The organism is Massilia sp. YIM B02763 (genome assembly GCF_030412015.1).
Classification (GTDB): Bacteria; Pseudomonadota; Gammaproteobacteria; order Burkholderiales; family Burkholderiaceae_D; genus Telluria.
This window is the reverse complement of record NZ_JASNRD010000017.1, coordinates 1-26533: the sequence shown is the minus strand read 5'-3', so window position 1 is coordinate 26533 and position 26533 is coordinate 1. Positions and strand designations below refer to the sequence as shown.

At 67.0% G+C, this 26533-nt stretch carries 27 protein-coding genes; 18 read left to right on the top strand and 9 right to left on the bottom strand.

Going from position 1 to position 26533, the window contains the following annotated elements:
- The first annotated feature begins 8 nt into the window (after positions 1–8).
- From QPK32_RS19490 to QPK32_RS19460, 7 genes are all read left to right on the top strand, one after another.
- Positions 9–245 carry a hypothetical protein gene (locus tag QPK32_RS19490; RefSeq protein WP_290414459.1) on the top strand — a complete coding sequence of 79 codons (237 nt, stop codon included), beginning with the start codon at positions 9–11 and terminating at the stop codon, positions 243–245.
- Positions 242–1117 (top strand): alpha/beta hydrolase, encoded by an 876-nt coding sequence (locus QPK32_RS19485; RefSeq protein WP_290414458.1) that lies wholly within the window; start codon positions 242–244, stop codon positions 1115–1117. The genes QPK32_RS19490 and QPK32_RS19485 overlap by 4 nt, the downstream gene beginning before the upstream one ends.
- A gap of 170 nt (positions 1118–1287) precedes the next feature.
- Positions 1288–2511 (top strand): efflux RND transporter periplasmic adaptor subunit, encoded by a 1224-nt coding sequence (locus tag QPK32_RS19480; protein WP_290414457.1) that lies wholly within the window; start codon positions 1288–1290, stop codon positions 2509–2511.
- Positions 2512–2559: 48 nt separating this feature from the next.
- Positions 2560–5775 carry an efflux RND transporter permease subunit gene (locus QPK32_RS19475; protein ID WP_290414456.1) on the top strand — a complete coding sequence of 1072 codons (3216 nt, stop codon included), beginning with the start codon at positions 2560–2562 and terminating at the stop codon, positions 5773–5775.
- Between the two features lies 1 nt (position 5776).
- Entirely contained in the window at positions 5777–7273 is a 1497-nt protein-coding gene (locus QPK32_RS19470; protein WP_290414455.1) for an efflux transporter outer membrane subunit, read from the top strand.
- Positions 7274–7465: 192 nt separating this feature from the next.
- Positions 7466–7957: a DNA-deoxyinosine glycosylase gene (locus QPK32_RS19465; RefSeq protein ID WP_290414454.1), complete on the top strand. Its 492-nt coding sequence runs from the start codon at positions 7466–7468 to the stop codon at positions 7955–7957.
- Positions 7958–8255: 298 nt separating this feature from the next.
- Complete coding sequence (locus tag QPK32_RS19460) at positions 8256–8783, top strand: hypothetical protein (protein ID WP_290414453.1); 528 nt, start codon at positions 8256–8258, stop codon at positions 8781–8783.
- Between the two features lie 30 nt (positions 8784–8813).
- Here QPK32_RS19460 and QPK32_RS19455 read toward each other — a convergent pair whose 3' ends face one another.
- Together QPK32_RS19455 and QPK32_RS19450 are read right to left on the bottom strand one after the other, a co-directional pair.
- Positions 8814–9107 (bottom strand): type II toxin-antitoxin system RelE/ParE family toxin, encoded by a 294-nt coding sequence (locus tag QPK32_RS19455; RefSeq protein ID WP_290414452.1) that lies wholly within the window; start codon positions 9105–9107, stop codon positions 8814–8816.
- Positions 9095–9382 (bottom strand): CopG family ribbon-helix-helix protein, encoded by a 288-nt coding sequence (locus QPK32_RS19450; protein ID WP_290414451.1) that lies wholly within the window; start codon positions 9380–9382, stop codon positions 9095–9097. Before QPK32_RS19450 ends, QPK32_RS19455 begins: the two co-directional genes overlap by 13 nt.
- Positions 9383–9814: 432 nt before the next feature.
- Between QPK32_RS19450 and infA (QPK32_RS19445) the strand changes: the two genes are divergently transcribed.
- Positions 9815–10078, top strand: coding sequence for a translation initiation factor IF-1 (gene infA / locus QPK32_RS19445; RefSeq protein ID WP_290414450.1), 264 nt, complete (start codon positions 9815–9817; stop codon positions 10076–10078).
- Here the strand turns inward: infA (QPK32_RS19445) and QPK32_RS19440 are convergent.
- On the bottom strand, positions 10075–10632 hold the full coding sequence (locus QPK32_RS19440; RefSeq protein ID WP_290414449.1) for a cysteine hydrolase family protein: 558 nt from the start codon (positions 10630–10632) through the stop codon (positions 10075–10077). The genes infA (QPK32_RS19445) and QPK32_RS19440 overlap by 4 nt on opposite strands.
- A gap of 286 nt (positions 10633–10918) precedes the next feature.
- Between QPK32_RS19440 and infA (QPK32_RS19435) the strand changes: the two genes are divergently transcribed.
- Positions 10919–11179, top strand: a complete 261-nt coding sequence (gene infA / locus QPK32_RS19435; RefSeq protein WP_290414448.1) for a translation initiation factor IF-1 — start codon at positions 10919–10921, stop codon at positions 11177–11179.
- A gap of 75 nt (positions 11180–11254) precedes the next feature.
- Here the strand turns inward: infA (QPK32_RS19435) and QPK32_RS19430 are convergent, their stop codons facing one another.
- Both QPK32_RS19430 and QPK32_RS19425 read right to left on the bottom strand, forming a co-directional pair.
- The gene (locus QPK32_RS19430) at positions 11255–12424 is read right to left on the bottom strand and encodes a tetratricopeptide repeat protein (RefSeq protein WP_290414447.1); all 1170 of its coding nucleotides are present in this window, start codon (positions 12422–12424) and stop codon (positions 11255–11257) included.
- A 66-nt stretch (positions 12425–12490) separates the two neighbouring features.
- Complete coding sequence (locus QPK32_RS19425) at positions 12491–13354, bottom strand: HDOD domain-containing protein (protein ID WP_290414446.1); 864 nt, start codon at positions 13352–13354, stop codon at positions 12491–12493.
- 150 nt (positions 13355–13504) lie between these two features.
- Here QPK32_RS19425 and QPK32_RS19420 point away from each other — a divergent pair, with 150 nt between their 5' ends.
- On the top strand, positions 13505–14074 hold the full coding sequence (locus QPK32_RS19420) for a DNA-3-methyladenine glycosylase (RefSeq protein WP_290414445.1): 570 nt from the start codon (positions 13505–13507) through the stop codon (positions 14072–14074).
- 147 nt (positions 14075–14221) lie between these two features.
- On the opposite strand, the gene QPK32_RS19415 is transcribed toward QPK32_RS19420, so the two are convergent.
- Positions 14222–15919, bottom strand: a complete 1698-nt coding sequence (locus QPK32_RS19415) for a methyl-accepting chemotaxis protein (RefSeq protein ID WP_290414444.1) — start codon at positions 15917–15919, stop codon at positions 14222–14224.
- A gap of 50 nt (positions 15920–15969) precedes the next feature.
- Positions 15970–16419, bottom strand: a complete 450-nt coding sequence (locus QPK32_RS19410) for a cache domain-containing protein (RefSeq protein ID WP_290414443.1) — start codon at positions 16417–16419, stop codon at positions 15970–15972.
- A 348-nt stretch (positions 16420–16767) separates the two neighbouring features.
- Between QPK32_RS19410 and QPK32_RS19405 the strand changes: the two genes are divergently transcribed.
- The 3 genes from QPK32_RS19405 to QPK32_RS19395 are packed head-to-tail and all read left to right on the top strand — an operon-like array spanning position 16768 to position 20231.
- On the top strand, positions 16768–18090 hold the full coding sequence (locus QPK32_RS19405; RefSeq protein WP_308632616.1) for a lysine 2,3-aminomutase: 1323 nt from the start codon (positions 16768–16770) through the stop codon (positions 18088–18090).
- A gap of 13 nt (positions 18091–18103) precedes the next feature.
- Complete coding sequence (locus QPK32_RS19400; RefSeq protein WP_290414441.1) at positions 18104–19411, top strand: MFS transporter; 1308 nt, start codon at positions 18104–18106, stop codon at positions 19409–19411.
- Complete coding sequence (locus QPK32_RS19395) at positions 19380–20231, top strand: fumarylacetoacetate hydrolase family protein (RefSeq protein WP_290414440.1); 852 nt, start codon at positions 19380–19382, stop codon at positions 20229–20231. The genes QPK32_RS19400 and QPK32_RS19395 overlap by 32 nt, the downstream gene beginning before the upstream one ends.
- Before the next feature lie 126 nt (positions 20232–20357).
- Here the strand turns inward: QPK32_RS19395 and QPK32_RS19390 are convergent, their stop codons facing one another.
- Positions 20358–21692 carry an aspartate aminotransferase family protein gene (locus QPK32_RS19390; protein WP_290414439.1) on the bottom strand — a complete coding sequence of 445 codons (1335 nt, stop codon included), beginning with the start codon at positions 21690–21692 and terminating at the stop codon, positions 20358–20360.
- A 138-nt stretch (positions 21693–21830) separates the two neighbouring features.
- Between QPK32_RS19390 and QPK32_RS19385 the strand changes: the two genes are divergently transcribed.
- The 4 genes from QPK32_RS19385 to QPK32_RS19370 all read left to right on the top strand — a co-directional run bounded on the left by QPK32_RS19385 (position 21831) and on the right by QPK32_RS19370 (position 24869).
- Positions 21831–22385 (top strand): carboxymuconolactone decarboxylase family protein, encoded by a 555-nt coding sequence (locus tag QPK32_RS19385; protein WP_290414438.1) that lies wholly within the window; start codon positions 21831–21833, stop codon positions 22383–22385.
- 116 nt (positions 22386–22501) lie between these two features.
- The gene (locus QPK32_RS19380) at positions 22502–23065 is read left to right on the top strand and encodes a transcriptional regulator (protein ID WP_290414437.1); all 564 of its coding nucleotides are present in this window, start codon (positions 22502–22504) and stop codon (positions 23063–23065) included.
- A 20-nt stretch (positions 23066–23085) separates the two neighbouring features.
- Complete coding sequence (locus tag QPK32_RS19375; protein WP_290414436.1) at positions 23086–24132, top strand: sensor histidine kinase; 1047 nt, start codon at positions 23086–23088, stop codon at positions 24130–24132.
- Positions 24129–24869 carry a LytTR family DNA-binding domain-containing protein gene (locus QPK32_RS19370; RefSeq protein ID WP_290414435.1) on the top strand — a complete coding sequence of 247 codons (741 nt, stop codon included), beginning with the start codon at positions 24129–24131 and terminating at the stop codon, positions 24867–24869. The genes QPK32_RS19375 and QPK32_RS19370 overlap by 4 nt, the downstream gene beginning before the upstream one ends.
- Positions 24870–24881: 12 nt before the next feature.
- Here the strand turns inward: QPK32_RS19370 and QPK32_RS19365 are convergent, their stop codons facing one another.
- On the bottom strand, positions 24882–26000 hold the full coding sequence (locus QPK32_RS19365) for an NADH:flavin oxidoreductase (RefSeq protein ID WP_290414434.1): 1119 nt from the start codon (positions 25998–26000) through the stop codon (positions 24882–24884).
- A 109-nt stretch (positions 26001–26109) separates the two neighbouring features.
- Between QPK32_RS19365 and QPK32_RS19360 the strand changes: the two genes are divergently transcribed.
- Positions 26110–26490, top strand: coding sequence for a helix-turn-helix domain-containing protein (locus tag QPK32_RS19360; RefSeq protein WP_290414433.1), 381 nt, complete (start codon positions 26110–26112; stop codon positions 26488–26490).
- The last annotated feature ends 43 nt before the right edge of the window (positions 26491–26533 follow it).

Genomic DNA, 26533 nt, shown 5'->3' with positions numbered 1-26533 from the left:
AGAACGTCATGAAACGTCAATGGAATGCAGTCGCAGCAACGCTCGGGCTCGTGCTCGGTGTCGCGGCCATGGCTGGCATGCTGCTGACCGACGAGTTCGCGCATGCGGCCGGCGCCGAGGCGCGCGGCTATGACGCCCTGTTCCACGTGGTGGCATCGGAACCGCGCGTGGTGGGAGACTTGCCCACCACGGCGGGCCCGGCCAGGCTGCTGGCTGCAAACGACGCATGCGAGGTGAAGCGATGAGCGCCGTCCGCAAGGATGCCGGCCAGGACGCCGGCCATGTGCTGGCCGTACGCGACCTCGACGTCGCCGGTGCCGAAAGCGCGCTGGCTGCGCGCCTGTACAAGGCCAGCAGCGACGGCAAGCGCGACATCCTGATCGTGTTCTTCCACGGCGGCGGCTTCGTCGACGGCGACCTGGAATGTTCCGACGAGTTCCTGCGCCATTTGACAGGGGCGAGCGGCTATCCGGTGGTGTTATCCTCCACCTATACCCTGGCGACGGTGAAACCCTTCCCGGCAGCGGTGGAGGATGCGCATGCCGTGCTGCTGTGGGCGAAGAAGAACAAGACCAAGCTGGGCTGGACCGGCAAGCGCATGCTGGTGGCCGGCATCGAGGCCGGCGCCAACCTCGCCGCCGTGTGCGCGCTGATGGCGCGCGACCGCGGCGCCCCCAAGCTGGCCGGCCAGATCCTCATCATGCCGATGCTCGATCCCGGCCTGTCGACCGGCTCGATGCGCGAGATGCCGACCTGCGTGGACCAGGCCAAGGCGGTCGACGAATGCGCCGCCGCCTACCGCGGCTACCTGCCGCATGCCGCGGACCGCAGCCATCCGTATGCGTCGCCGCTGCAATCGAGCCGTTTGAAGAACCTGCCCCCGGCCCTGATCCTGTCGGCCGAGGACGACCCGCTGCGCGACGAAGCCGAGGCCTACGGCAACAAGTTGATGCAGTCCGGCGTGACCGTCACGATGCGACGCATGGGACCGGCACGCCTGCGCGACCCGGATGGGCGTACCCAATGTGCCTGCAAGGTGCCTGCGCTCGAAGCGATCGCGAGCTTCGTTGCCGGCCTCGAGCAGGAAGAGCAGGCGTTTGCCGCCGGCGGCTGTTGAGCCGGCTGCCAAACCCGTAGTACTTCGCTTCATCGCAATCCTCAACCCCCAGTAGCACGTGCCCACAGAGGCACGGGAGACCCGTCTTTTCCGAACAAAAGCCAGGAAAGGACGGCGCTCGTCTCAATATTAATAAATTATTAACATTCGTCACATCGGAGGGCAACACCATGAAAACCATCCACCAACTGCAGACCGCGGCACGCCCGCTGGTCCTGGCACTTGGCGCCGCCGGCATCGCGGCCCTGATTGCCGGCTGCTCGGACGCGACCGGCAAGGCCGAAGCCGCCGCCGCCGCTCCCGCCGGTCCGCCGGTCTCGGCCGCCGTCGTGCTGGAAAAGCCCGTCGCCGACACCCAGGAATTCTCGGGCCGCCTGGAAGCCATCGACCGCGTCGAGATCCGTCCGCGCGTTTCCGGCTTCATCACGGCCGTCAACTTCAAGCCGGGCGCCGAGGTGAAAAAGGGCGACGTGCTGTTCGTGATCGACCAGCGTCCCTACCAGGCCGAGTACGACCGCGCCGAAGCGGCCGCCAAGTCGGCCCGCGCCAAGGCCGAACTGGCCAAGATCGAACTGAACCGCGCCGAGCGCCTGCTGGGCGACAAGGCGATCGCCCAGCGCGAGTACGACGAGCGCGCCGCCGGCCTGAAGGAACTGGACGCCACCGCCCGCGCCGCCGAGGCGCAGGCCGATGCCGCGCGACTGAACCTGACCTACACCCGCGTGACCTCGCCGATCGACGGCCGCGTGTCGAAGGCCGAGATCACCCTGGGCAACCTGGTCGACGCGTCGGCCGTGCTGACCTCCGTCGTGTCGCTGGACCGCATCTACGCCAGCTTCGACGGCGACGAGGAAACCTATCTGCGCGTGAGCGGCGAAGCGCATGCGGGCAAGCCGGTCGGCGTGCAGGTGGGCCTGGTCAACGAGGAAGGCTTCCCGCACGAGGGCAAGCTGGAATTCGTCGACAACCAGCTCGATTCGCGTACCGGCAGCGTGCGCATGCGCGCCACCTTCGACAACAAGGACCGCAGCATGGCGCCCGGCCTGTTCGCCCGCGTGCAGATCGGCGGCGGCGTCCAGAAGAACACCCTCCTGATCAGCGACCGCGCCGTCGGTACCGACCAGAGCCGCAAGTTCGTGTTCGTCGTCGACAAGGAAGGCAAGGCCGAGTACCGCGCCGTCACCCTCGGTCCCGTCGTCGATGGCCTGCGCGTCGTGCGCACGGGCCTGAAGCCGGGCGAGAAGATCGTCGTCAACGGCCTGCAGCGCGTGCGTCCGGGTGCGCCGATCACCGCCAACGTGGTACCGATGGTGGCCAGCACTTCCGGCAATCCTGCGCCCGCCAAGGACAGCGCCAAGGACGGCGCCAAGCTGGCCATGGCCGAGTCCAAGTAAGTCCGACCAGGACGTGCAGGGAACCAAGCTTCGTAAGGAACAAGAACAATGAATATCTCACGCTTTTTCGTCGACAAGCCGATCTTCGCGGCCGTGCTGTCGGTCATCGTCTTCGTGGCGGGCCTGATCTCGATCTTCGCGCTGCCGATCTCGGAATACCCCGAGGTCGTGCCGCCGTCGGTTGTCGTGCGCGCCCAGTACCCCGGCGCCAACCCGAAGGTCATCGCGGAGACGGTGGCGACGCCGATCGAACAGGAGATCATCGGCGTCGAGGGCATGCTGTACATGACCTCGCAGAACACCTCCGACGGCGCGCTGCAGCTGACCGTGACCTTCAAGATCGGCACCGACGTCGACAAGGCCGAGACGCAGGTGCAGAACCGCGTCCAGCGCGCCTTGCCGCGCCTGCCGGACGAGGTGCGCCAGATCGGCGTCACCACCGTCAAGAGCTCGCCGAACATCACGATGGTGGTGCACTTGAATTCGCCGGACGGCCGCTATGACGACCTCTACCTGCGCAACTACGCGACGCTGAACGTCAAGGACCAGCTGGCGCGCATCGACGGCATGGGCGACGTCCAGGTCTTCGGTTCGGGCGACTACTCCATGCGCGTCTGGCTCGATCCGCAGAAGGTCGCCGCGCGCAACCTGACCGCGAGCGACGTCGTCAACGCCATCCGCGAGCAGAACGTGCAGGTCGCTGCCGGCGTCGTCGGCCAGGGCCCGTCCAAGAACGCGGACTTCCAGCTGACCGTGAACACGCAGGGCCGCCTGGCCAGCGTCGAGGAATTCGGCAACATCGTCGTCAAGACCAATGCCGACGGCGCCACCACGCTGCTGAAGGACGTCGCGCGCCTCGAAATGGGCTCGAACTCCTATGCGCTGCGTTCGCTGCTGGACAACAAGTCCGCCGTCGCGCTGCCGCTGTTCCAGTCGCCGACCGCCAATGCGCTGCAGCTGTCGACCGACGTGCGCGCCAAGATGGAAGAACTGTCGAAGGACTTCCCGCAGGGCATGACCTACAGCATCGTGTATGACCCGACCCAGTTCGTGCGCGAGTCGATCAACTCCGTCATCCACACGCTGTTCGAAGCCATCGTGCTGGTCGCGATCGTCGTGATCGTGTTCCTGCAGACCTGGCGCGCCTCCGTCATCCCGCTGCTGGCCGTGCCGGTTTCCGTGGTGGGTACCTTCGCCGTGATGCTCGCCTTCGGCTTCTCGATCAACACGCTGTCGCTGTTCGGCCTCGTGCTGGCCATCGGCATCGTGGTCGACGACGCCATCGTGGTCGTCGAGAACGTCGAGCGCAACATCGAGAACGGCCTGAACTCGCACGATGCGACCGTGCAGGCGATGAAGGAAGTGTCCGGCCCGATCATCGCGATCGCCCTGGTGCTGTGCGCCGTGTTCGTGCCCATCGCCTTCGTGTCCGGCCTGACGGGCCAGTTCTACCGCCAGTTCGCGCTGACCATCGCCATCTCGACCGTGATCTCGGCATTCAGCTCGCTGACGCTGGCCCCGGCCCTGTCGGCCGTGCTGCTGCAACCGCACGGCGCCAAGAAGGATGCGCTGACCCGTGGCATGGACTTCGTGTTTGGCCGCTTCTTCAAGGCGTTCAACCGCTTCTTCAACCGCTCCGCGCACAAGTACGAAGGCGGCGTGCAGGGCGTCCTGAAGCGCAAGAGCGCATCGCTCGCCGTGTACGTGCTGCTGGGTATCGCCGGCGTGTTCATGTTCAAGGCGGTGCCGCCGGGCTTCGTGCCGGCGCAGGACAAGGCCTACCTGATCGGCTTCGCCCAGCTGCCGGATGCGGCCTCGCTGGACCGTACCGATGAAGTGATCCGCAAGATGTCCGACGTCGCCAAGCAGATCCCTGGCGTGGAATCGTCGGTCGCGTTCCCGGGCCTGTCGATCAACGGCTTCACCAATGCGCCGAACGCCGGCATCGTGTTCACCACCCTGAAGCCATTCGACGAGCGCACCGGCAAGGACCAGAGCGCCGACGCCATCGCCGCCGAGATCAACAAGCGCATGGGCGCCATCGAGGATGCGTTCGTGATGGTGCTGCCGCCCCCGCCAGTCAACGGCCTGGGCACCACCGGCGGCTTCAAGATGATGATCGAGGACCGCGGCAACCTGGGCTACGATGAACTGAACAAGGCGGTGCAGGCCTTCATGGCCAAGGCCTCCACCGACAAGCGCCTGCAGGGCGTGTTCTCGGGCTACCAGATCAACGTGCCGCAGCTGTTCGCCGATGTCGACCGCGTGAAGGCCAAGCAGCTGGGCGTGCCGCTGTCCGAGATCAACCAGACCTTGCAGATCAACCTCGGCTCGCTGTACGTGAACGACTTCAACCAGTTCGGCCGTACCTACCAGGTGCGCGTGCAGGCCGATGCGCCGTTCCGTTCGCAGCGCGAACAGATCGCCCAGCTGAAGGTCCGCAACGACAAGGGCGAGATGATCCCGCTGTCCTCGCTCATGAAGATCAAGGACACCTATGGCCCGGACCGCGTCCAGCGCTACAACAACTACGTCGCCGCCGAGATGAACGGCGGCCCGGCCCCGGGCGTCTCGTCGGGCCAGGCCCAGGCCGCGATGGAAGAGATCGCGCGTGAAGTGCTGCCGAAGGGTATCGCCTACGAGTGGACCGACCTGACGTACCAGGACATCCTGGCCGGCAACACGATGATCTACGTGTTCCCGCTGTGCGTGCTGCTCGTGTTCCTGGTGCTGGCTGCCCAGTACGAAAGCTGGACCCTGCCGCTGGCCGTGATCCTGATCGTGCCGATGTCGATCCTGTGCGCGCTGATCGGCGTGAAGGTGACCGGCGGCGACAACAACGTGTTCACCCAGATCGCGCTGTTCGTGCTGGTGGGCCTGGCGTCGAAGAACGCGATCCTGATCGTCGAATTCGCCGTCGAGCTGGAACACCATGGCCGCACCATCGTGCAGGCCGCGCTGGAAGCCTGCCGCCTGCGTCTGCGTCCGATCCTGATGACGTCGATCGCGTTCATCATGGGCGTCGTGCCCTTGGTGTTCTCGCACGGCGCCGGCGCCGAGATGCGCCACGCCATGGGCGTCGCCGTGTTCGCCGGCATGCTGGGCGTGACCTTCTTCGGCCTGTTCCTGACGCCGGTGTTCTACGTCCTGCTGCGCACGCTGGCCAAGCGATTCGAAAAACCGAAGCATGCTCCCGCCCATGCGACGACCCCGGCCGCGGCCGGCATCCCGGGCGACGACATGCCGGCACTGGAAGGACACTGATATGAAGACGATGATTGCAAGAGGCGTGACCCCGCTGTTGGCAGCACTGCTGCTGACGGCGTGCGCAGCGCCCAAGTTCGAACAGCCGCAGGTGGCGACACCGGCGGCCTTCAAGGAAAGCCCGGCCGTCGCTACGGAGGCCGTCGCCACGGCGGCCGACGGCACCACCTGGAAGGTCGGCCAGCCGGCCGAAAGCCAGCCGCGCGGCGAATGGTGGCGCGCCTTCCATGACGCGTCGCTCGATGCGCTGGTCGCCGAAGCCACGGCCAACAACCAGAGCCTGACGGTGGCCGCCGCCCGCGTGAAGCAGGCCCGCGCCATCGCCGGCATCGCCGAAGCGGACCGCATCCCCCAAGTGGGCGTGAACGTCGGCGCCCAGCGCGAACGCCTGTCGCCGCTGGAAGCACAGCTGCCGCGCGGCACCGCAATCGCGCCGGACAATGTGTACGCGGCCCGCCTGTCGGCCAGCTACGAAGTCGATCTGTTCGGCCGCGTCTCGTCCAACGTGGCGGCCGCGCGCGGCGACGCCGGCGCGGTGGAAGCGACCTACCGCTCCGTGCTGCTGTCGCTGCAGGCAGACGTCGCGCAGACCTATTTCCGCCTGCGCGAGCTGGATGCGGAAATCGCGACCGTGAACCAGACGGTGAAGCTGCGCGAGGAAAGCGTGCGCATCACGAGCCGCCGCTTCGAGCTGGGCGACATCGGCGAATTCGACCTGTCGCGCGCCAAGACCGAACTGTCGACGGCACGCGCCGAGGCGATCGGCCTGCAGCGCGACCGCGCCAACGCCGAGCACGCGCTGGCCGTCCTGCTGGGCAAGCCGGCGGCCGCGTTCAGCGCGCCGACCGCACCGCTGGAAGACGCGGCCGCGCTGCCGACGATTCCGGCCGGCCTGCCGTCCGCGCTGCTGGAGCGCCGTCCCGACATCGCCAGCGCCCAGCGCACGATGGAAGCGGCCAACGCCCGCATCGGCGTCGCCCGTTCCGCCATGTTCCCGGCGCTGAACATCAGCGCCGCGGGCGGCGGCGTCGGCACCAGCATGGCCGAGGTGTTCAAGTGGAGCAGCCGCTCCTGGCTGCTGGGCGCCGCCCTGTCGATGCCCCTGATCGACGGCGGCCGCAACCGCAACAACGTCGTGCGCAGCGAGGCGGCGCTGGAAGAAGCGGTCGGCTCCTACCGCCAGAGCGTGCTGACGGCGTTCGCCGAAGTCGAGGACAACCTGGCCGGCCTGCGCATCCTGGCAGGGCAGAGCGCCGAGATCGAGGCGGCGGTCGTCTCGGCACGCCGCTCGGCCGACCTGGCGCAGAAGCTGTACGACGCGGGCCGCGGCAGCTACCTGGAACTGCTGGACGCCCAGCGCAACCAGGCGACCGTGGAACGCAATGCGGTCCAGCTGCGCGGCGAGCGCGCCATCACGACGGTGGCGCTGATCCGCGCGCTGGGCGGCGGCTGGGATGCCGCGTCCAGGGCCGACGACACGGCCCAGGCGCGCAACTGAATGGGATGACCTGGACGAAGTCCCTGGCCTTACTGATCTAACCGGTAATGCCCTTTGCGGCGGTATGCGAGAGCGTACCGCCGCTTTTTTTGTCGCAGACGCGTGATATAGCCGCTCACCTGAAGCCGTCGTTCCTGCGAAGGCAGGAACCCAAGTTAGCGTGCAGGCCCACACCAAGGCTACAATCGCGACATGGAATCGCCTCTCCTTACCGGCCTCGCCCCCGTCATCGCCTCCGACACCCGCATCCTGATCTTGGGCAGCTTCCCCGGCGCCGCCTCACTGGCCGCCCAGCAGTACTACGCGCATCCGCGCAACCAGTTCTGGAAGCTCGTCGGCGCCCTGGTCGGCGAAGACCTGTACGCGCTACCCTACGACGAACGCCTGCCGCGCCTGCTTGCGCACCGCTTCGGCCTGTGGGACGTGCTGGCCGCCTGCGAGCGCGAAGGCAGCCTCGATTCCGCCATCAGGAAGCCCGCCGCCAACGATTTCGAGCGGCTGCACCGGCTTTGCCCGGAATTGGAGACGGTCGGATTCAATGGCCAGGCATCGGGAAAATTCGCGCCGCAGTTCGCGGAGCACGGCTACCGCACGGTGGTGCTGCCGTCGAGTTCTCCGGCGCACATGGCGATGACGTTCGAGCAGAAGCTCGGCGTCTGGCGGCGCCTTGTCGAAGGGGACTGAGCATCTACAAAGATCGGTTCATTGGCCGGGTGCATTGAAGAGATGCTTGCATATCAGTTCAATGTCGCTAAGCTCATTGATGGCTCGGCAGAACACTGAGAAAGTCATGGCTACTCGAGACGAGTTTTCTTCTAATGTGATGATTGTGCTACGCGAACGCGTAGGCGGATTTTGTTCGAATCCGAATTGCAGATGTACTACAACAGGTCCGAATGACGCAGTGTTGAAGTCTACTCGTGTGGGAGTGTGCGCTCATATTTGCGCAGCATCTCCTCGTGGCCCGCGTTACGACGCAACGATGACGCAAGCCGAGCGTACTTCGCCATCCAATGGAATTTGGCTCTGCGCAACTTGCGCCAGGCGCATTGATGTTGATAGTCATAAATTCCCTCAAGAATTACTATATGAGTGGAAGAGACAGGCAGAAGAAGAGGCTGATCGGAATTTGGGCAAGCCAAGATCAATGTGCTCGGACAATTGTGCAGAGGAGCCGGCACTTCCATTTGTTTGTCCGCATTGTCATACCGGTTTTGCGTTGGAACAAACCATCTGCCGAGGCTGCCACGGACAAATCGTGGCGGGAGCGACGCAAGACGAGCGAAAAGCGGCTGCAATGACCGGCGCCATGCTCGTCATATTGCCGCTGCTTTTCATCTATGGAAAATTCGATGTCAAGTTATTCCATATGGACGGGGATTTCTTGAATAACATACCTTTGTATTTTCTTGCGATCTCAGGTTTTTTTTCAGCATACCAAGCGGTAGCGTTCATGGAAAAATATAGACGAAAGAATAATCCGCGCGTGTTTGTTCGCACCTTTGTCTAACTGACGTTGAGGCAATGAGTCTTGCTGGGGCTATCCGTGGAAACCTGCTTCACGTTGGTGGCGCAAGGCGAGAACAAGAACGGCATCGCTGGCGATTTCGTAACTATAGAGCGCGACGTAACCGGTTCTTCCCTGTGAGATGACGAGCTCTCGCATGTCATGCTCGGCCAGGCGGCCGATCAGCGGATGCCGGTCGAGTATGGATATTGCCTCGTCGATGAGGTCGAGCGCTTCGCGTTGTGCATCAAGGCCTTCGGCCGAAAGAAAATCACTGATCCGTTCCAGGTCGGCCAGGGCTCGGCTCGAGTAACTTATTCGCGCCATGGCTTTTTGGCGGGCCTGCTGGCTTGGCCATCTTGCAGCCGCTGCCGCAAATAGGCACGCACATCATCGGCGTCATGGCCCAGCCCCTCCTGCAGCATCTCGGCTTTGGCCTCACGTGCCTGCGCAACGAAGCTCGAACGCTGTTCGACCGCATGGGCCGCCTGCCGGATTGCGTCGACCATGAATGCGTGAGGACTAACGCCCAGCTCCTGGGCAGCAGAGGCGGCACGCTGTTTCAGGTCATCGGGAAGTTTGAGTGAGGTAGTCGTCATCATCGGCTCGCATTGTCGGGTGCTACCAAGGTAGCACCTTTGTGTGTGGACTTCAAGCGATGAGGCATTGGCCGTGCTGTTGTCGATACGCTATCGACGGAAGGTTGCTGGTCCGCCATACGGGGAAGCGTGTTACACTGCACGGTCGCCCAGGCTGCCGCAGCCCGGCGAACTCCTGCGCGGTGCAGTGCGCGTCACGTGACGGCCCCTGCCGGCCAACCGGCGCACAGCGCCATCCGACACGCCCATCGCAATCCGGCGTCCCATTGAAACGAAGCCCGCGGCAAGCGCGCTTTTTCCGACCTTGTCCCGTCCTCCGAGCGAGGGGATGCGGCCATCACTACCGTCCCACGCGGCGTCGCGGATCCATGATTCGCGGCCGGTCCGCATTCGCAGGCACCGCGGTTGCCTGCCCATGTCTCATACGGAGTCCAGATGTCAAAAGAAGAACTGATCGAAATGAACGGCGTCGTTGCCGAAGTGCTGCCGGATTCGCGTTTTCGCGTCGATTGCGAGAACGGCCACAAGCTGATCGCCTACACGTCCGGCAAGATGCGCAAGAACCACATCCGCATCCTGGCCGGCGACCAGGTCAGCCTGGAACTGTCGCCCTATGACCTGAGCAAGGGCCGCATCACCTTCCGCCATATCGAAAAGCGCGGCGCGTCGGCGCCGCGTACCGGCTTCCGCCGCCGTTAATCCTGAAGGGCGGCCAGCGCGCCCGCGGTATCGACCACGCGGGCATATTCGCCGTCGAGGTTCGCCAGCGCCATCAGGTGCACGTCCTGTGCGCTGCGCAGCGTGCCGCCGTAGTCGTGCTTGTCGAACGCGAACGTCGCGTCGCTGACCACCTGCACGGCAAAGCCCAGCTGTCCCGCCGTGCGCGCGCTGGCTTCCACCGAATTGTTGGTGCTGACGCCGACGAGCACGAGGCGCGCGATGCCGCGCACGCGCAGCCAGCGCTCCAGGCCCGACTGGACGAAGCAGTCCGGCACGTTCTTCTCGACGACGTGCGCATCGCCTGAAGGCTTGAAGCGTTCCTGGAATTCGACGCCTTGCTGGCCCGGCCAGAACGGCGAGCCGGGCGTGCGCGAGATGTGGCGCACGTGGACCACGAGCGCGCCGGCCTGGCGCCAGGCGGCCAGCAGCGCGGCGATGCGTTCCTCGGCATCCGGATTGTTGCGCGGGAGGAGGGGATCGGCCATCCCTTTTTGCATGTCGATGACGATGAGGGCCGGCGGGAGCGAAGACATGATGGCGAAAGCACTGTAGAAACGTCAAGAATAGCGCGCTTTGCGCAGGTAGTGGCAGAAAGTGGCCGGAAATTCCGATTCCCCCCTTTTTTTCTGCGGCAACGTCCCCATATCGGATGCATCCCCAAGTTCACGGCCCCTGCCATCACCGGTGTGCCGTCCTCTTTCCCCGACCTTCGACGATAGCCCGGCACGGCGCCAGGCCCTGGCCGCGGCATTCGCATCGGCATCGGCATCGGTACTGCGGAAAGGCTTGGTCCGTCACGCACATGAAAGGACACGCACCATGAAAGAAGAGCTGATCGAAATGACCGGCAAGGTCACCGAAGTACTGCCGGAAATGCGCTTCCGTGTCGACCTCGAGAATGGCCATCAACTGATCGCCTACACGTCCGGCCGCATGAAGAAGAACCATATCCGCATCATCGCGGGCGACCGCGTCAAGCTGGAGATGTCGCCGTACGACCTCAACAAGGGACGCATCGTGTTCCGCCACCTCGAGACGCGCGGCGCACCGTCGCCGTCCGCACGTCCGCGCCGCCGCTGATCACCCGTCACGGCATCCGAACGGCCGCGCCCTTCGCAGCATGTCTGCGAGCGGCGCGGCCGTTTTGTTGTCGGCTCAGTGGAGGTTCAATCCGTTCGCACCCTGGCGCCGCAGGTGCGCCAGCTTGGCCGAGTAGACGTCGCGCATGTCGCCGCGGGCGCTGTGCTCGACGGCCAGCACCAGATGCTCGCGCGCCTGCCTGGCATCACCCAGGCGTAGCAGCGCCACGGCCAGCCAGAAGTGGAACTCGTCCGAATACGGCGCCCGCTTCAGCTCGCGTTCGAAGAGCTGGCGCGCCTTGTCGTTGTCGCCTTCCTTCAGCGCGGCCAGGCCCTGGTCGAAGTAGTGGAACGGCGGCACCGGCTCGATGCGCGCCACGCGCCGTTCGATGTCGCGCGCTTCCGCCATGCGGCCTTGCTGCGCCAGCAGGGGCGCCAGGTTCTGCAGCAGGGCCAGGTTTTCGGGCGCGCGGGCCAGGGCGGCGCGCCAGGCGCGTTCCGCCATCGCGAGGTCGCCGTGGCGCTGGTAGACCACGCCCAGCGTGTTGTAGGCGGTGATGTCGCGCGGGTTGGCCGCCACCGCCGCGCGCGCCCACCAGTAGGCGTCGTCGATGCGGTCCTGTACCAGCGTCTCCACGGCGCGGTTGTTGAGGAACAGGGCGGCGATCTCGCCTTCGTCCAGTTCGCGCACGCGCAGGTGGGCGGCCTGCGGCGGCGGCAGGAAATCGACCACCAGCTGGTGCAGCGCGTCGGCGTCGTAGCGGCCCGGGACGGCGCGCCGGCCGAGCGCGATGTTGACGTGGGACGAGAGCAGGTACAGGCCGCCCTCGCGGGTCCAGGTGCCTTCCGCCGTCACGCTGCGGAACTGCACGTCCATGCCGAGCTCCCGGGCAAACGCCGCCGTCATGATCACCAGCGACAGGCAGTTGCCGGCGCGCGCCGCATAGGTGCCGGCCGCGGTGCGCGTGGTGCGCGCATCGTATTCCAGTTTCAGGTCGCTCTTGCTGTACAGGGCGTCGAGCAGTCCCTGTTTCGGTCCCTTCTCGCGCAGGTGGGCGGCGAAGGCGGGGCTGTGCAGGTAGGCGCGCATCGCGGGGCTCAGTGCGAACAGGTCGGCGGTGCCCACGGGCTCGGAAGGCGGCGCGAAGGCGGCGTCGGCGAACAGCGGGGCGGGGGAGGGCGGCGGGGCGACGCTGGCGCAAGCGGCCAGCAGCAGGCACAAGGCCAGGGACAGCAGGCGTTTCATGTCTCCCCCGTAGGCGGATACTTGTTATGGAATCAGTATCTGCCGGTCGGAAGGGAGAGTAAATACTTATTCGTCGTGGAAGGCTTCGAGCAGCTCGTCGAGCAATTCGGCGGTTTCCTCGTCGGACAGGCCGAGGTAGGCGCAGGCGCGGGCGCCGCCCTTGTTCCATTCGAGCGATTCGGTATGGCCCTGGTACTTGCAGATGGCATTTTCGGCCAGCAGCGACAGCGCCACCATCGAGCGCACCACGGGCGCGCTGCTGGCGTCGTCCAGCACCGTGTAGTCGTGATGGTGCAGGATGGCCCAGGCGACGTCGCCGGACAGGCCCCAGTTGCGCGCCAGCAGGGTGCCGATCGCCGCGTGGCTGGTGCTGTGGCGCTCCTCTTCCAGCGCCGTGAACGGGCGCTCCGCTTCGAGCGAGGCGGCGGCGTAGGTCGCGCCGTAGTCGGCGAAGCGGTCCATCAGCAGCGGCACGCCGGTGTCGCAGAACAGGCCGAAGGTATGGGCCACGTCCGGCTCGCCGATGCGCAGGCGGCGTGACAGGAACACCATCGCCTCGGCGCGGCGGCTCGACAGGTCCCAGAAGCTGGCCAGCGCCGCGCTGTTGGCGGGAATCGCCTGGCGCGCCAGCAGGCCCGTCATCATGGCGGCGACCTGGTTAATGCCGAGGAACAGGATCGCCTGCTCGATCGACTTGGCCCTGCGGCCGCCGAAGACGGCCGAGTTGGCGAGCTTGAGCAGGGCGCCGGACATGCCGACGTCGCTGGCGACGATGCGGCCGATGGCTTCCGGGCTCGGGTCGGACGAGGCGAGTTCGCGCTGCAGGTCGGCCAGCAGGCTGGGACGCGGCGGAATGCGGATCGACTTGATCAGGGCGTCGACGGGATCCTCGGCGGCGCTCGGACGCGCCAGTGCGGCTGCTGTAGTCATGGCTGGAGGGGTGTTGCGATGATGCCGCAAAGAAATATCTACAAGGTCGACACTCTACACCAGGTGCGCGGAAGTTGCAGCAAGGTATTGCCTTTATGTAGCAAATTCGACAGTGCGACCGTTCGTTTTTTGCCGTTATAAAATCGATACATGTCATTATCTACACTCATCGGTATCGATTTTTCCGCGCCTTCCCACGTGGTGGCGCGCCAGTTGATCGGCGTGACGGTGCTGGTCGACGGTGTCGGCGGCAGGATCGTGGAAACGGAAGCGTATGACGGCGAGGATCCGGCGTCGCACAGCTACACGGGGCGGACCGACCGGAATTTCGCGATGTTCGGTCCGCCGGCGCACGCCTATGTGTACCGCTCCTACGGCATCCACTGGTGCCTGAATTTCGTCTGCCGCGAAGAGGGGCATGGCGCCGGCGTCCTGATCCGCGCGCTGGAGCCCGTGGCGGGACTGGACGCGATGCGCGCGCGGCGCGGCACCGTGGACGAATGGCTGCTGTGCTCGGGGCCGGGAAAACTGTGCCAGGCGCTGGGCGTGACGCGCGCGCTCAACGGCCATGCGCTGGACAGCGCGCCGTTCGCGCTGGCGCCGGCCGAAGGGGACATCGAGGTGGTGGCCGGACCGCGCATCGGCATCTCGAAGGCGGTCGACGTGCCGTGGCGCTTCGGCCTGGCCGGCTCGCGCTGGGTGAGCAAGCCGTTCCGTTGATGCCGTCGTTCCCGCGAAGGCGGGAATCCATGCTGAATGTCCGAAGTCTCGGCCTCTACAAAGACCGAGGCATTTTTAATATACGGAATCCGGTTGCTCGGTATGGGTTCCCGCCTGCGCGGGAACGACGGCGCTCTTTTCGCGAATCTAGCCGTTGACGACCCGGCGTGGACGCTCGGCCTTGCGCGGCTGGTGTTCCAGCGCCGGCCGCGCGCGCATCGGGCTGCCGGCGGCGCGGCGGTCCGTGGCGACGGTGGGGGCGGATGCGGATGCGTCCTCTTCCCGTACGATGGCTTCCACGCCCTCGATCTGGAACACCGAGACGGCGTGGGCGAGGTTGAGCGTCTGCTCGTGCAGGCTGGTCGCCGCCGCCGCGGCCTGCTCGACCAGGGCCGCGTTCTGCTGCGTCATGTCGTCCATGTGGCCGACGGCGAGGTTCACCTCGGCGATGCCCTGGGCCTGTTCGTCGCTGGCCGCGCTGATGCGCTTGATGATGTCGTTCACCTGCTGCACCGAGGCGACCACGCTGCCCATGCTGGCGCCGGCCTCGTCGACCGAGGCGCTGCCGTTGTCGATGATGGCGACCGAATCGGCGATCAGTGCCTTGATCTCCCTGGCCGCCGAGGCCGAGCGCTGGGCCAGCGTGCGCACCTCGCTGGCGACGACGGCGAAACCGCGCCCCTGTTCCCCGGCGCGTGCTGCTTCCACCGCCGCGTTCAGGGCCAGCAGGTTGGTCTGGAACGAGATGCCGTCGATGACGCCGATGATCTCGACGATCTTGCGCGAGCTGGCGCGGATCGATTCCATCGTCGCCACCGCGCGGTCGACGGCCTGGCCGCCGCTGCCGGCCAGGCGCGCCGCCTCGGCCGACAGTTCGGTGGCCAGGCGCGCATTGTCCGCATTGCCCTTCACGGCGTGGGTCAGCGTCTCCATCGCGCTGGCGGTCTGCTGCAGCGAGCCGGCCTGCATCTCGGTGCGCGTGGACAGGTCCAGGTTGCCGCTGGCGATTTCCTTCGACGCCGTGTCGATCGAGCGCACCGCATCGAGCACGCTGCGCAGCGTGCGGTTCAGGTTCGAGATGGTCTGGTCGAGGGCGCGCGAGGTGTCCGCGATCTCGTCGCTGCCGGCATTGTTGGCGCTCGTACCGAGCCGTCCCTCGGCCAGCTCGCGCACGACGCCGGAGATCGCGCCGATGTCGCGCAGCATGGCGCGCCGCACCAGCATCGTCACGGCCAGCGACAATCCGATCGACAGGACCACGAGGCCGGCCATCGTCGTGCCCAGCGTGTGGAACTCGGCGCGCGCAGCGGCATAGGCCTGCTCGCTGAGGGTCTTTTCCAGCGCGGCCAGGTGGGCCAGCTGGCCGTTCAGGACGCCGAATTCCTTCTCCGCCTTCTGCATCGAGTTGGTCGCGATCGACTGGTCGACCTGGGCCATCTCGATGGTTTCCCGCACGCCCTTGCGGTAGGCGGCCAGCGCCGCCAGCGATGCCTCGACCGGCGCGCGCTCGGCGCCTTCGGCGACGCGCCCCAGGTCGTCGAGCCTGGCCTTGATGGCGGCGTGGCGCGCGCCGATGTCGGCGGCCAGGGCATCCAGCCGGTTCTTGGCGAAGCTGCCGCTGACCCAGGCCAGCAGCTGGTAGGCGTTGGCGTGGACATACTTGGCGTCGCCGGCCACGTCGGCCACGTCCTTCAGGCGCGCGGCGCGCACCTGCACCATGTTTTCCAGCGATGCGTTCTGGCGCACCATCCCGTAGTAGGCGGCGCCGGACAGCATCAACAGCAGCGCCAGCACCAGGCTCGGGGCCAGCAGCAGCTTCGGACCGATTCGCAGTTTGTTCAGCATTCTTTGCTCCCGCTAGAAAAATGGCGCGGCCGTTCCCGCATCGCTGCGCATCACTTCTTGTACAAGCCCGCTTCCAGCACGACGCCGTCGACGAGCAGGATGTAGGTGGTCTTCGGTTCGATCTTGCCGGTGGTCGGGTTCTTGTACTGGTAGTCGACCCAGCCCTTGCCCTTGGCCGCGGCCAGCTCGATGATCTCGCGACGGTACTTCTTGCCGTTCGCATCGGGCACGTCGGTCAGGTCCTTGCCGACGATCGAGGGGTTGTAGGGGTGGGCCAGCACGATGCCGGTCTTGACGTCGCGCATGTCGACATACAGCGAGCCTTGGACGAAATCCGGATCCTTGGCATTGATGCGTTTCATCATCTCATCCTTGCCTTTGGCCTTGATCAGGCTGGCGCCGCGTTCGGCCATCGCGATCGCGTCCTTCTCGGTCGGTTCGTTTGCCAGCGCCGGGGCGCAGAGCAGGCACAGAGCGGCAGTGGTGGCGAGCAGTTTCATGGGAATTCCTTTCGTGGGCTGGGATGTTTCCTAATTGCATTTCGTACTCTACGTCGCGCTGTCCAGCCCGCTGTTGCGATCGCGCAATTACCCCAAGATGTGCGCGCGCAAGGACAAGGCTGATCTTGCGCATGACGTTCGCTGACGTGCAAACGCGATTGATTAGTGGCAACTCCTCATGGAAACCTGCTGACTACTATTAGTTCCCGCAGGAAATAGATTCTTTATGTCAATCCACCTTCCACGCAACCTAACCGTCTGGAGACTCCCGTGAGTACCGAAGCGACGCCAGCGAAGTTCAAGCCCTACACCCGCCAGTCGATCGTGAATGCCCGCCAATGGCAGTGGATGAGCCCCGAGTTGCAGGAAGCCGTACAAGTGGTGTCCCATGTGCTGCCGTTCCGTACCAATGAATATGTGATGGAACAGCTGATCGACTGGAGCAGGATCCCGGACGATCCGATCTACCGCCTGACCTTCCCGCACCGCGACATGCTGCAGGCGCGCGAGTACGAGCAGCTGCGCGACCTGGTGCTGTTCAAGAAGGACGAGGCCGCGACCGCGAAGCTGGTGCGCGACATCCGCATGCGCATGAACCCGCATCCGGCCGGCCAGATGACGCACAACGTCCCGCGCGTGAACGACGCGCCGCTCAAGGGCCTGCAGCACAAGTACAAGGAAACCGTGCTGTTCTTCCCGAGCTCGGGCCAGACCTGCCATGCCTACTGCACCTTCTGCTTCCGCTGGCCGCAGTTCGTCGGCATGGACGAGATGAAGTTCGATGCGCGCGAATGCACGGAACTGGTGTCCTACCTGGCCGCGCATCCGGACGTGACCGACGTCCTGATCACGGGCGGCGATCCGCTGATCATGAATACGCGCTCGCTGGCCGAATTCATCGAGCCGCTGCTGGGTCCCGGGCTGGCGCACATCCAGAACATCCGCATCGGCACCAAGTCGGTCGCGTATTGGCCGCAGCGCTTCGTGTCCGACAAGGATGCGGACGATCTGCTGCGCCTGTTCGAAAAGGTCGTCGCGTCCGGCAAGAACCTGGCGCTGATGGGGCACTACAACCATGCCGTCGAGCTGCGCCATCCGGTGGCCCAGCAGGCGGTCAAGCGCATCGTCGGCACCGGCGCCACGCTGCGCATGCAGGGTCCCCTGATCCGCCACATCAACGAGGATCCCGCCAGCTGGGCCGAGCTGTGGACGACGGGGGTGCGGCTGGGCGCGATCCCGTACTACATGTTCGTCGAGCGCGACACCGGCCCGCGCGACTATTTCGCGCTGCCGCTGGCGCGCGCCCACGAGATCTTCCAGTCCGCCTACAGCATGGTCTCGGGCCTGTCGCGCACCGTGCGCGGACCGTCGATGAGCGCCTTCCCCGGCAAGGTCGTGATCGACGGCGTCGTCACCATCAACGGCGAGAAGCTGTTCGCGCTGCAGTTCCTGCAGGCCCGCAATCCCGCCTGGGTGCGCAAGCCGTTCTTCGCCAAGTACGACCCGGATGCCACCTGGCTCGACCACCTGGTGCCGGCGTTCGGACGCAAGGAGTTCTTCTTCGAAGGCGACGATGCCGGCCATGGCCCGGCCGGACGCGTGGTGCCGATCCTGCCGGCGCCGCGCCATCACGACCGCCGCGCCAGCGACAGCCAGCCCGATGCCGCCTGAGCCGAGCGTCCCCATGGACGGCGACCGCGCCCAGGCGCGCATGAAAGGCGCGACGGTATTCTTCTACGTGTTCCTGCCGTTCGCGCTGGGCCACTACCTGTCCTCGCTGCTGCGCAACGTGAATGCGGTGCTGGCCCCGCATCTCATGGGCGAGCTGGCGCTGGGTCCGGGCGAACTGGGGGTGCTCACCAGCGCCTTCTTCTTCGCCTTCGCACTGGCCCAGCTGCCGGTGGGGATCGCGCTGGACCGCTACGGGCCGCGCCGCGTGCAACTCGTGCTGATGCTGCTGGCGGCATCGGGCGCGCTGCTGTTCGCGCGCGGCACCAGCTACGGCCAGCTGGTGCTGGCGCGCGCCGTGATCGGCGCCGGCCTGGGCGGCTGCTTCATGTCGGCCGTGAAGGCGATCTCCACGTGGATCCCGCCCGCGCGCCTGCCGACGGTCCAGGGCTACCTGATCGCGGCGGGCGGCCTGGGCGCCGCGTCGGCCACCGTGCCAGTGCGCATGCTGCTCGAGCATACGGACTGGCGCAGCATGTTCGTGCTGATGGCGCTGCTGACGGCCGGCTCGGGCATGCTGATCTGGCTCGTCACGCCGCGCGCCGCGCCGCCGGGCGTGACCTCGCCGGCGGTACCGGCGCTGGACTCGCTGCTCGACGTGGTGCGCGCGCCGGCCTTCCGCACCACGATCGCGCTGGTGCTCGTGCCGCATGCGGTGTTCTTCGGCATCCAGGGCCTGTGGATCGGGCGCTGGCTGTCCGACGTGGCGCGCTTTCCGGACGGCGCCGTCGCCTACCTGCTGTACATGGGCATGGCCTCCGTGATCTTCGGCGCGATCGCGGTGGGCATGATCACCGAGTGGGCGGCGAAGCGCGGCATCGCGGCGCTGGACGTGGCGGCCGCCGGCATCGTCCTGTTCGTGCTGGTGCAGGCGGCGATCGTGTGCAACTGGGCGCCCAGCCTGCAGGTGCTGTCGGTGCTGTTCACGCTGGTGGGCACCATCACCGGCATCGAGTATGCGATCGTCGCGCAAAGCCTGCCGCGCGAGCTGACCGGAAGGGCGGCCACCTGCCTGAACATGTTGATCTTCGTCGGTGCGTTCCTGGCGCAGGCGGGCTTCGGCCAGGTGGTCGGCCTGTGGCCGGCCAGCGCCGCCGGCCACTATCCGGCGCTGGCATACCGCGTCGCGTTCGGCGCGCTGGTGGCGGTGCAGCTGCCCGGGCTGGTCTGGTACTTCCTTCGGCGGCGTCCGGTAAAATGCGGGATCGCTATGCTCACCCAGAAGGAAGACTATGAGATTGGTTCGCTACGGTCGCCCCGGTAAGGAAAAACCGGGCCTGTTCGACGAGGAAGGCCGCTTGCGCGACCTGTCCGGCATCATCGACGACATCGGCGGCGAGGTGCTGTCGGAAAAATCGCTGCGCAAGCTGGCCAAGGTCGACTGGAAGACGCTGCCGCTGGTCCGCGGCAATCCGCGCTTCGGCGTGCCGGTCAAGGGCGTCGGCAAGTTCATCGGCATCGGCATGAACTACGCCGACCACGCCGCCGAGACGGGCGCGCCGATTCCCAAGGAACCGATCCTGTTCATGAAGGCGACCAGCAGCCTGTCCGGCCCCGACGATCCGATCCAGCTGCCCAAGGGTTCGAAGAAGACCGACTGGGAAGTCGAGCTGGGCGTCGTCATCGGCACCCGCGCGCAATACGTGAGCGAAGCCGATGCGCTGAAATACGTGGCCGGCTACTGCGTGGTGAACGACGTGTCCGAGCGCGCCTTCCAGTTCGAGATGGGCTCGCAGTGGGACAAGGGCAAAGGCTGTGACACCTTCGGCCCGGTCGGCCCGTTCCTGGTGACCAAGGACGAGATCTTCGACGTCCAGGACCTCGACCTGTACTTGGAACTGAACGGCAAGCGCATGCAGACCGGGAACACGTCGAACATGATCTTCTCGGTCGCGCAGATCGTCAGCTACCTGTCGCGCTTCATGACGCTGGAGCCGGGCGACATCATCACCACCGGCACGCCGCCGGGCGTGGGCCTGGGCCGCAGCCCGCAGCGCTTCCTCAAGAAGGGCGACACGCTGCGTCTCGGTATCGCGGGCCTGGGCGAGCAGCAGCAGGAAGTGGTGGCGTTTCCGAAGGCGTAATTCCGACACGCCGCTTCAAGACCGTCGTCCCCGCGCAGGCGGGGACCCAATTTGCAGGCATACTCGCAACGCTTCGAACTTGGATCCCCGCCTTCGCGGGGACGACGTCGTTCAGCGCGAGCGTCTTTATAGCGCGACCGATTTCAACGCACTATCCACCGACTCCCTCAACCTCCCCACGATCTCCGCCAGCTCCGCCTCGCTCGCGATGAACGGCGGCGCCAGCAGCACGTGATCGCCGCGCCTGCCGTCGATCGTCCCGCCCATCGGATAGACCAGCAGCCCGTTCTGCATCGCCTGGTCCTTGATCGCCGCGTGCAGCCGGACGGCCGGATCGAACGGCTCCTTGCTCGCGCGATCGCGCACCAGCTCCAGCGCCAGGAACAGCCCGCGCCCGCGGATGTCGCCCACGTACGGATGCTCCTCGAACGCTTCGTCCAGCATGCGCCGCAGGGAGGCGCCGCGCTTGCGCACCTGGGCCAGCAGGTCGTCGCGTTCGATCACCTGCTGCACGGCCAGCGCCGCGGCGGCGGCCACCGGATGGCCGACATAGGTATGCCCGTGCAGGAAGGCGCCGCTGCCGGCGCGCAGGCATTCGACGATGGCGCCATTGACCAGCACCGCGCCGATCGGCTGGTAGCCCGCGCCGAGGCCCTTGGCGATGGTGACGAGGTCGGGCGCCACGCCGTCCTGCTCGATCGCGTACATGGTGCCGGTGCGGCCCATGCCGCACATGACTTCGTCGGCGATGAACAGGATGCCGTACTTGTCGCACAGTGCGCGCACGCCGCGGAAGTAGCCGGGCGTGGGCGGGATCGCGCCGCCGGTCGCGCCCACCACGGGTTCGGCGACGAAGCCGATCACGCGTTGCGGGCCGGCCTGCAGGATCGCCGCTTCCAGTTCGTCCAGCAGCATGGCCGTGTAGCCGTCGAGCGTCTGGCCGTGTTCCCGCCCGCGGTAGGCATAGCAGGCCGACACGCGCGCCACGTCGGCCAGCAGCGGCGCGAACGGCGCGCGGCGCCATTCGTTGCCGCCGACGGCCAGCGCGCCCAGCGTGTTGCCGTGGTAGCTCTGGCGCCGCGCGATGAACAGCGAGCGCTGGCCCTGTCCGGATTCGACGAAGTACTGGCGCGCCAGCTTCAGCGCCGTCTCCACGGCTTCCGAACCGCCCGAGACGAGGTAGACGCCGCCGATGCCCGCAGGCGCGTTCGCGACGAGGCGCTCGGCCAGCTCCTCGGCGACGTCGGTGGTGAAGAAGGCCGTGTGCGCATAGGCGCAGCGGTCGATCTGGCGGTGCAGGGCGGCGATCACGTCCGGATGGCCGTGCCCCAGCGAGGACACGGCCGCGCCGCCGCTGGCATCGAGGTAGCTGCGGCCGTGCGTATCGCGCAAGACGATGCCTTCGCCGCCGGCCGCACGGGGCGGCGTGTGGCGCAGGCTGCGGTGGAGGATGCGGCTCATGGCGGTCTCCCGATCAAAGTGGACGTTTGAGTTGACGCTTGACAATAAGCTCGAACCGTCCGGTTTCCTTTGATTTTTGCCGCAGGGCATGCGAGTATTTTTCGCCCCGACAACATTTAGACAGCCATCTACCTTGCCATGAGCGACCGCCTCCGCCCGATCCCGCCGGAAGACTGGACCGACGACCAGCGCGCCGCCGCCCAGGAGATCGTCAACGGGCCGCGCGGCGGCCTGTACGGTCCCTTCGTCCCGCTGCTGCGCAGTCCCGAGCTGATGGGCCATGCCCAGCGGCTGGGCGAGTACCTGCGCTACCGCAGCGCCATCGGCGTGCGCCTGTCCGAACTGGCGATCCTCGTCACGGCGCGCGAATGGAACCAGCAGGTCGAATGGGCGATCCACGCGCCGATCGCGCGCCAGGTCGGCATTCCCCAGGACGTCATCGACGCCATCGCGCGGCGCGAGCGGCCGCAGGCGATGCTGGTGGACGAGGCAGTCGTGGTCGACTTCTGCACGGAGCTGCACCGCACCAGGCAAGTGTCGGACCGCGTCTATGCCGATGCGCTGGCGCTGTTCGGCGAGCAGGGCGTGGTCGACCTGATGGGCGTGAACGGCTACTACACCTTCCTGGCGATGGTGATGAACACGGCGCGCACGGAGACGCCGCAGACCGGGGTGGCGCCGCTGCCGGACTAGCTCGTCGGCGCCGCGCCGCGCTCGTCGGCGTCCGGCCGGCGTTCGTCGCGTGGCGCCCAGGACGGCGTCCCGGCGCGCGATAGTACGGGTACCGCAACCCGATGAATGGAGACGATATGAAACCGCAGTACGTCCTGGCCGCCGCCATCGCGGCAACGTCCGTGATGGCCCTGGCCGCGGCACCGGAACCGCTGCCGGCGCAATGGGGCATTACGGGCAAGAACCCGGAGAAATTCATTGCCGGCATCGACCAGTCCGACGGCTTCCGCGGCGCCAAGTTCTTGCGCAACAAGACGGACGACGCCAAGGCCTGGGCCGCGCTGTACCAGCAGATCTCGGCGCAGGACTACCTCGGCCAGCGCATCCGCTTCCGGGCCCGCGTGCGTACCGCGGACATCGGCAACTGGGCCGGCCTGTGGATGCGCGTCGACGGCGCCACCCGCGGCAGCCTGGCGTTCTACAACAGCCATGACAAGCCGATCAAGGGAACGACCGACTGGCAGGAACGCAGCGTCGTGCTGGACGTGCCGACGGACGCGGCGTCGATCATCTTCGGCGTCATCGGCGACGGCACGGGCAGCGTGTGGATCGACCAGCTGTCGTTCGAGAAGGTCGGCCAGGACGTGCCGGTCGACAGCCTCGGCCCGCGCCGTCCGTTGCCGAGCGCGCCGACCCTGTGAACGCGTCGGCGGCATTCGGCATGCCTCCCGGCGCCGGCCCGGCCGTGCGCCGGCTGTACGGCTGCTCCCCGCGCCAGGCAGTGGCGAGCCTGGCGCTGCTGCTGCTGTTCGTCGCCGGCGCCGTCTTCCTGCACCGTCTTGCGCTGATCGCCTTGTTCGCGGCGATCCTGCTGCCGGCGTTGACAGCTTGCCTGGCACTGCTCGCGTTGGCGCGCCTGGCCGGGCCGAAGCTCGGCTGGCTGCACGCCTGGATCGCGCTGGCCGCCGCGACGGCGGCGGGGACGGCCGCGGCGCTGCCCCTGTACCGGACCTGGACGGCAGCGCTCGACCTGCAGCAGCTTCCCGACCTGCAGCTCGTCGCCTGCGCCTTCGGCATCGGCACGGCGATGCTCGGCCTGCCGCTGTGGCACAGCCATACGCAGGCGCGCGCCGCCCAGATCGCGGACCTGCGCCAGGCCGCCCAGGCGGCGGAACTGAAGGCGCTGCAGGCGCAGATCGAGCCGCACTTCCTGTACAACACGCTGGCCAACACGCGCTACCTCGCGCGCACCGAACCGGAACGCGCCGTGCAGATGCTCGAGCACCTGATCGCCTGGCTGCACGGCGCGCTGCCCGACATGCGCAGCCAGGCGTCGACGCTGGGCCGCGAGTTCGAGCTGGCCGGCCACTACCTGGCCCTGATGGCGATCCGCTTCGGTGCGCGCCTGAGCTACCGCCTCGATTGCCCGCCCGCGCTGGCCGGCTGCGCGATGCCGCCGCTGCTGCTCATGACGCTGGTGGAGAACGCCGTGCGCCATGGACTGGAGCCGACGCCGGGGCCGGTGCGCATCGCGCTCGACGCGCGCCGACAGGACGGCATGCTGCGCATCGCCGTCGCCGACGACGGCGCCGGATTGACGGGCGCGCCGCCGGCGCCGGGCGGCGGCGTCGGCCTGCATAACCTGCGCCAGCGCCTGCAGGCGCTGTACGGACCGGACGCGCGCTTCAGCCTCGCGCGCACCGATGCGGGCATGACCGAGGCGGTGCTCGTGCTGCCGCTGGACCGGGAGATGGAGATGGCGGCATGAGCGCGGCGCGCATCCTCGTCGCCGACGACGAACCGCTGCTGCGCGCCGAACTGGTCGACGCGCTGGCGCGCCTGTGGCCGGAAGCGGCCATCACCGAGGCCGGCGACGGCATCGAGGCGCTGCGCCTGGCGCGCGCGACGGCATTCGACGTGGCCTTCCTGGACATCCGCATGCCGGGCCTGGACGGCCTGGAGCTGGCGCGCGTGTTCGGTGCGCGCACCCATGTGGTGTTCGTGACGGCGTACGGCGAACATGCGCTGGCCGCCTTCGACGAAGGCGCCGTCGACTACGTGTTGAAACCGATCGGCATGGAACGCCTGGCGCGGGCGCTGGAGCGGGCGCGCAACCGCCTGGCGGCGCGCGACATGGCGGCCGATGTGCCGCCGCTGTCCGTGCCGGCGACGGTGAAGCCGGCGCCGGCATGGCTGCAGGCGACGGTCGGCACGACCATCCACTTCATCGACCTGGCCGACGTCGTCTACTTCTGCGCGGACGCCAAGTACACGCGCGTGGTGACGGACAAGCTGGAGGCGCACATCCGCCTGAGCCTGAAGGAGCTGGGCGAGACGCTCGACCCGAACGCGTTCTGGCAGGTCCACCGCGGCTACACGGTGGCCGTGCGACGCATCGCCAGCGCTGCGCGCGCCGAGGACGGCGCGCTTTGGCTGCACCTGCGCGGCCATCCGGCGCGGCTGCCGGTCAGCCAGCGCTTCCAGCACCTGTTCCGCGGGATGTAGCGAGGAGCGGACTCAGTCCAACGTCGCCATCGCGCTCGCCTCGAACGGCTTCAGCCCGTCGCGGTCGCCGGCCTTGATCTTGCTGGCCCACTGGGCATCGGACAGCAGGGCGCGGCCGACGGCGATCAGGTCGAATTCGTCGCGCTCCATGCGCGCCAGCAGCTTGTCCAGGCTGGCCGGGGCCGCGCCCTTGCCGCCGAAGCTGGCCAGGAACTCGCCGTCCAGGCCGACGGAGCCCACGCTGATGGTGGCGGCGCCGGTCAGCTTCTTGGCCCAGCCGGCGAAGTTCAGGCCATCCTCGCCGTCGATCTCCGGGAACTCGGCTTCCCAGAAGCGGCGCTGCGAGCAGTGCAGCACGTCGGCGCCCGCCTCGACCAGCGGCAGCAGCCATTGCGTCATCTCGTCCGGCGTCGCGGCCAGGCGCGCCTTGTAGTCCTGCTGCTTCCACTGGCTCACGCGCAAGATGATCGGGTAGTCGGGGCCCACGGCGGCGCGCATCGCCTTCAGCACCTCGGCGGCAAAGCGGCTGCGCTCGCCGATGGTGGCGCCGCCCCAGCGGTCGTTGCGTTCGTTGGTGCCGCGCCAGAAGAACTGGTCGATCAGGTAGCCGTGGGCGCCGTGGATCTCGAAGGTGTCGAAGCCGAGCTTTTTCGCATCCGCGGCGGCGCCGGCGAACGCGGCGATGGTGTCGGCGATGTCCTCGTCGCTCATCGCCTTGCCGCGCGGCGTGCCGGGGGCCGCCAGGCCGGACGGGCCTTCCGGCGTGGCGTCCGGCGTCCAGTCGGACACGCCGCTGGCGACTGCGCCCACGTGCCAGAGCTGCGGGCCCATCTTGCCGCCGGCGCCGTGCACGGCGTCGATCACGCGTTTCCAGCCGTCCAGGGCGGCGCCGTGGAAGTCGGGGATGCGCGGCAGGTTCTTCGATGCCGGGCGGGCGATGGTGGTGCCTTCCGAGAGGATCAGGCCGACGTCGGCGGCGGCGCGGCGGCGGTAGTACTCGGCGATGGCGGCATCGGGCACGCCGTTCGGCGCGAAGTTGCGCGTCATCGGGGCCATCACGATGCGGTTCTTCAGTTCCAGATTCTTGATGCGGCGCGGCTGGAACAGCACGTCGGTGGGGGAAGTCGTCATGGGCAGGCTCCTGTTGAGATGTCCTGGTATGGTATCTCGGATATACTTGGTGTCAAGAAGGCACTTTGCGGCGACCAGGTAGGATCGCGGAAACCTAGGAGGGAACGGGATGGACAGGGACGTGGGGGACGTGGGCAGCTGCAGCGAAGGACGCGCGCTGCTGGACCAGCTGCTCGACAAGTGGACGATGCTGGTATTGAAGGCGCTGTGGGACGGGCCGCTGCGCTTCAACGCGCTCAAGCACCGCCTGGACGGCGTGACGCAGAAGACGCTGACGCAATGCCTGCGCCGGCTGGAGCGCAACGGCATGGTGGAGCGCCGCGTGATTCCCGTGTCGCCGGTGGCGGTCGAGTACGAGATCACGGCGCTGGGACGCAGCCTGGGCAAGCTGTTCGTGTCGGTGTATATGTGGACGCAGGCGCACCGCGCCGATATCGTCGAGGCGCGGGCGGCGTATGACGAGCGCAATGCGCAGCAGGAAGCCGCGTAATGCGTCGCCCCTGCGCAGGTGAACTGACCCAGGTTTGTTAGAC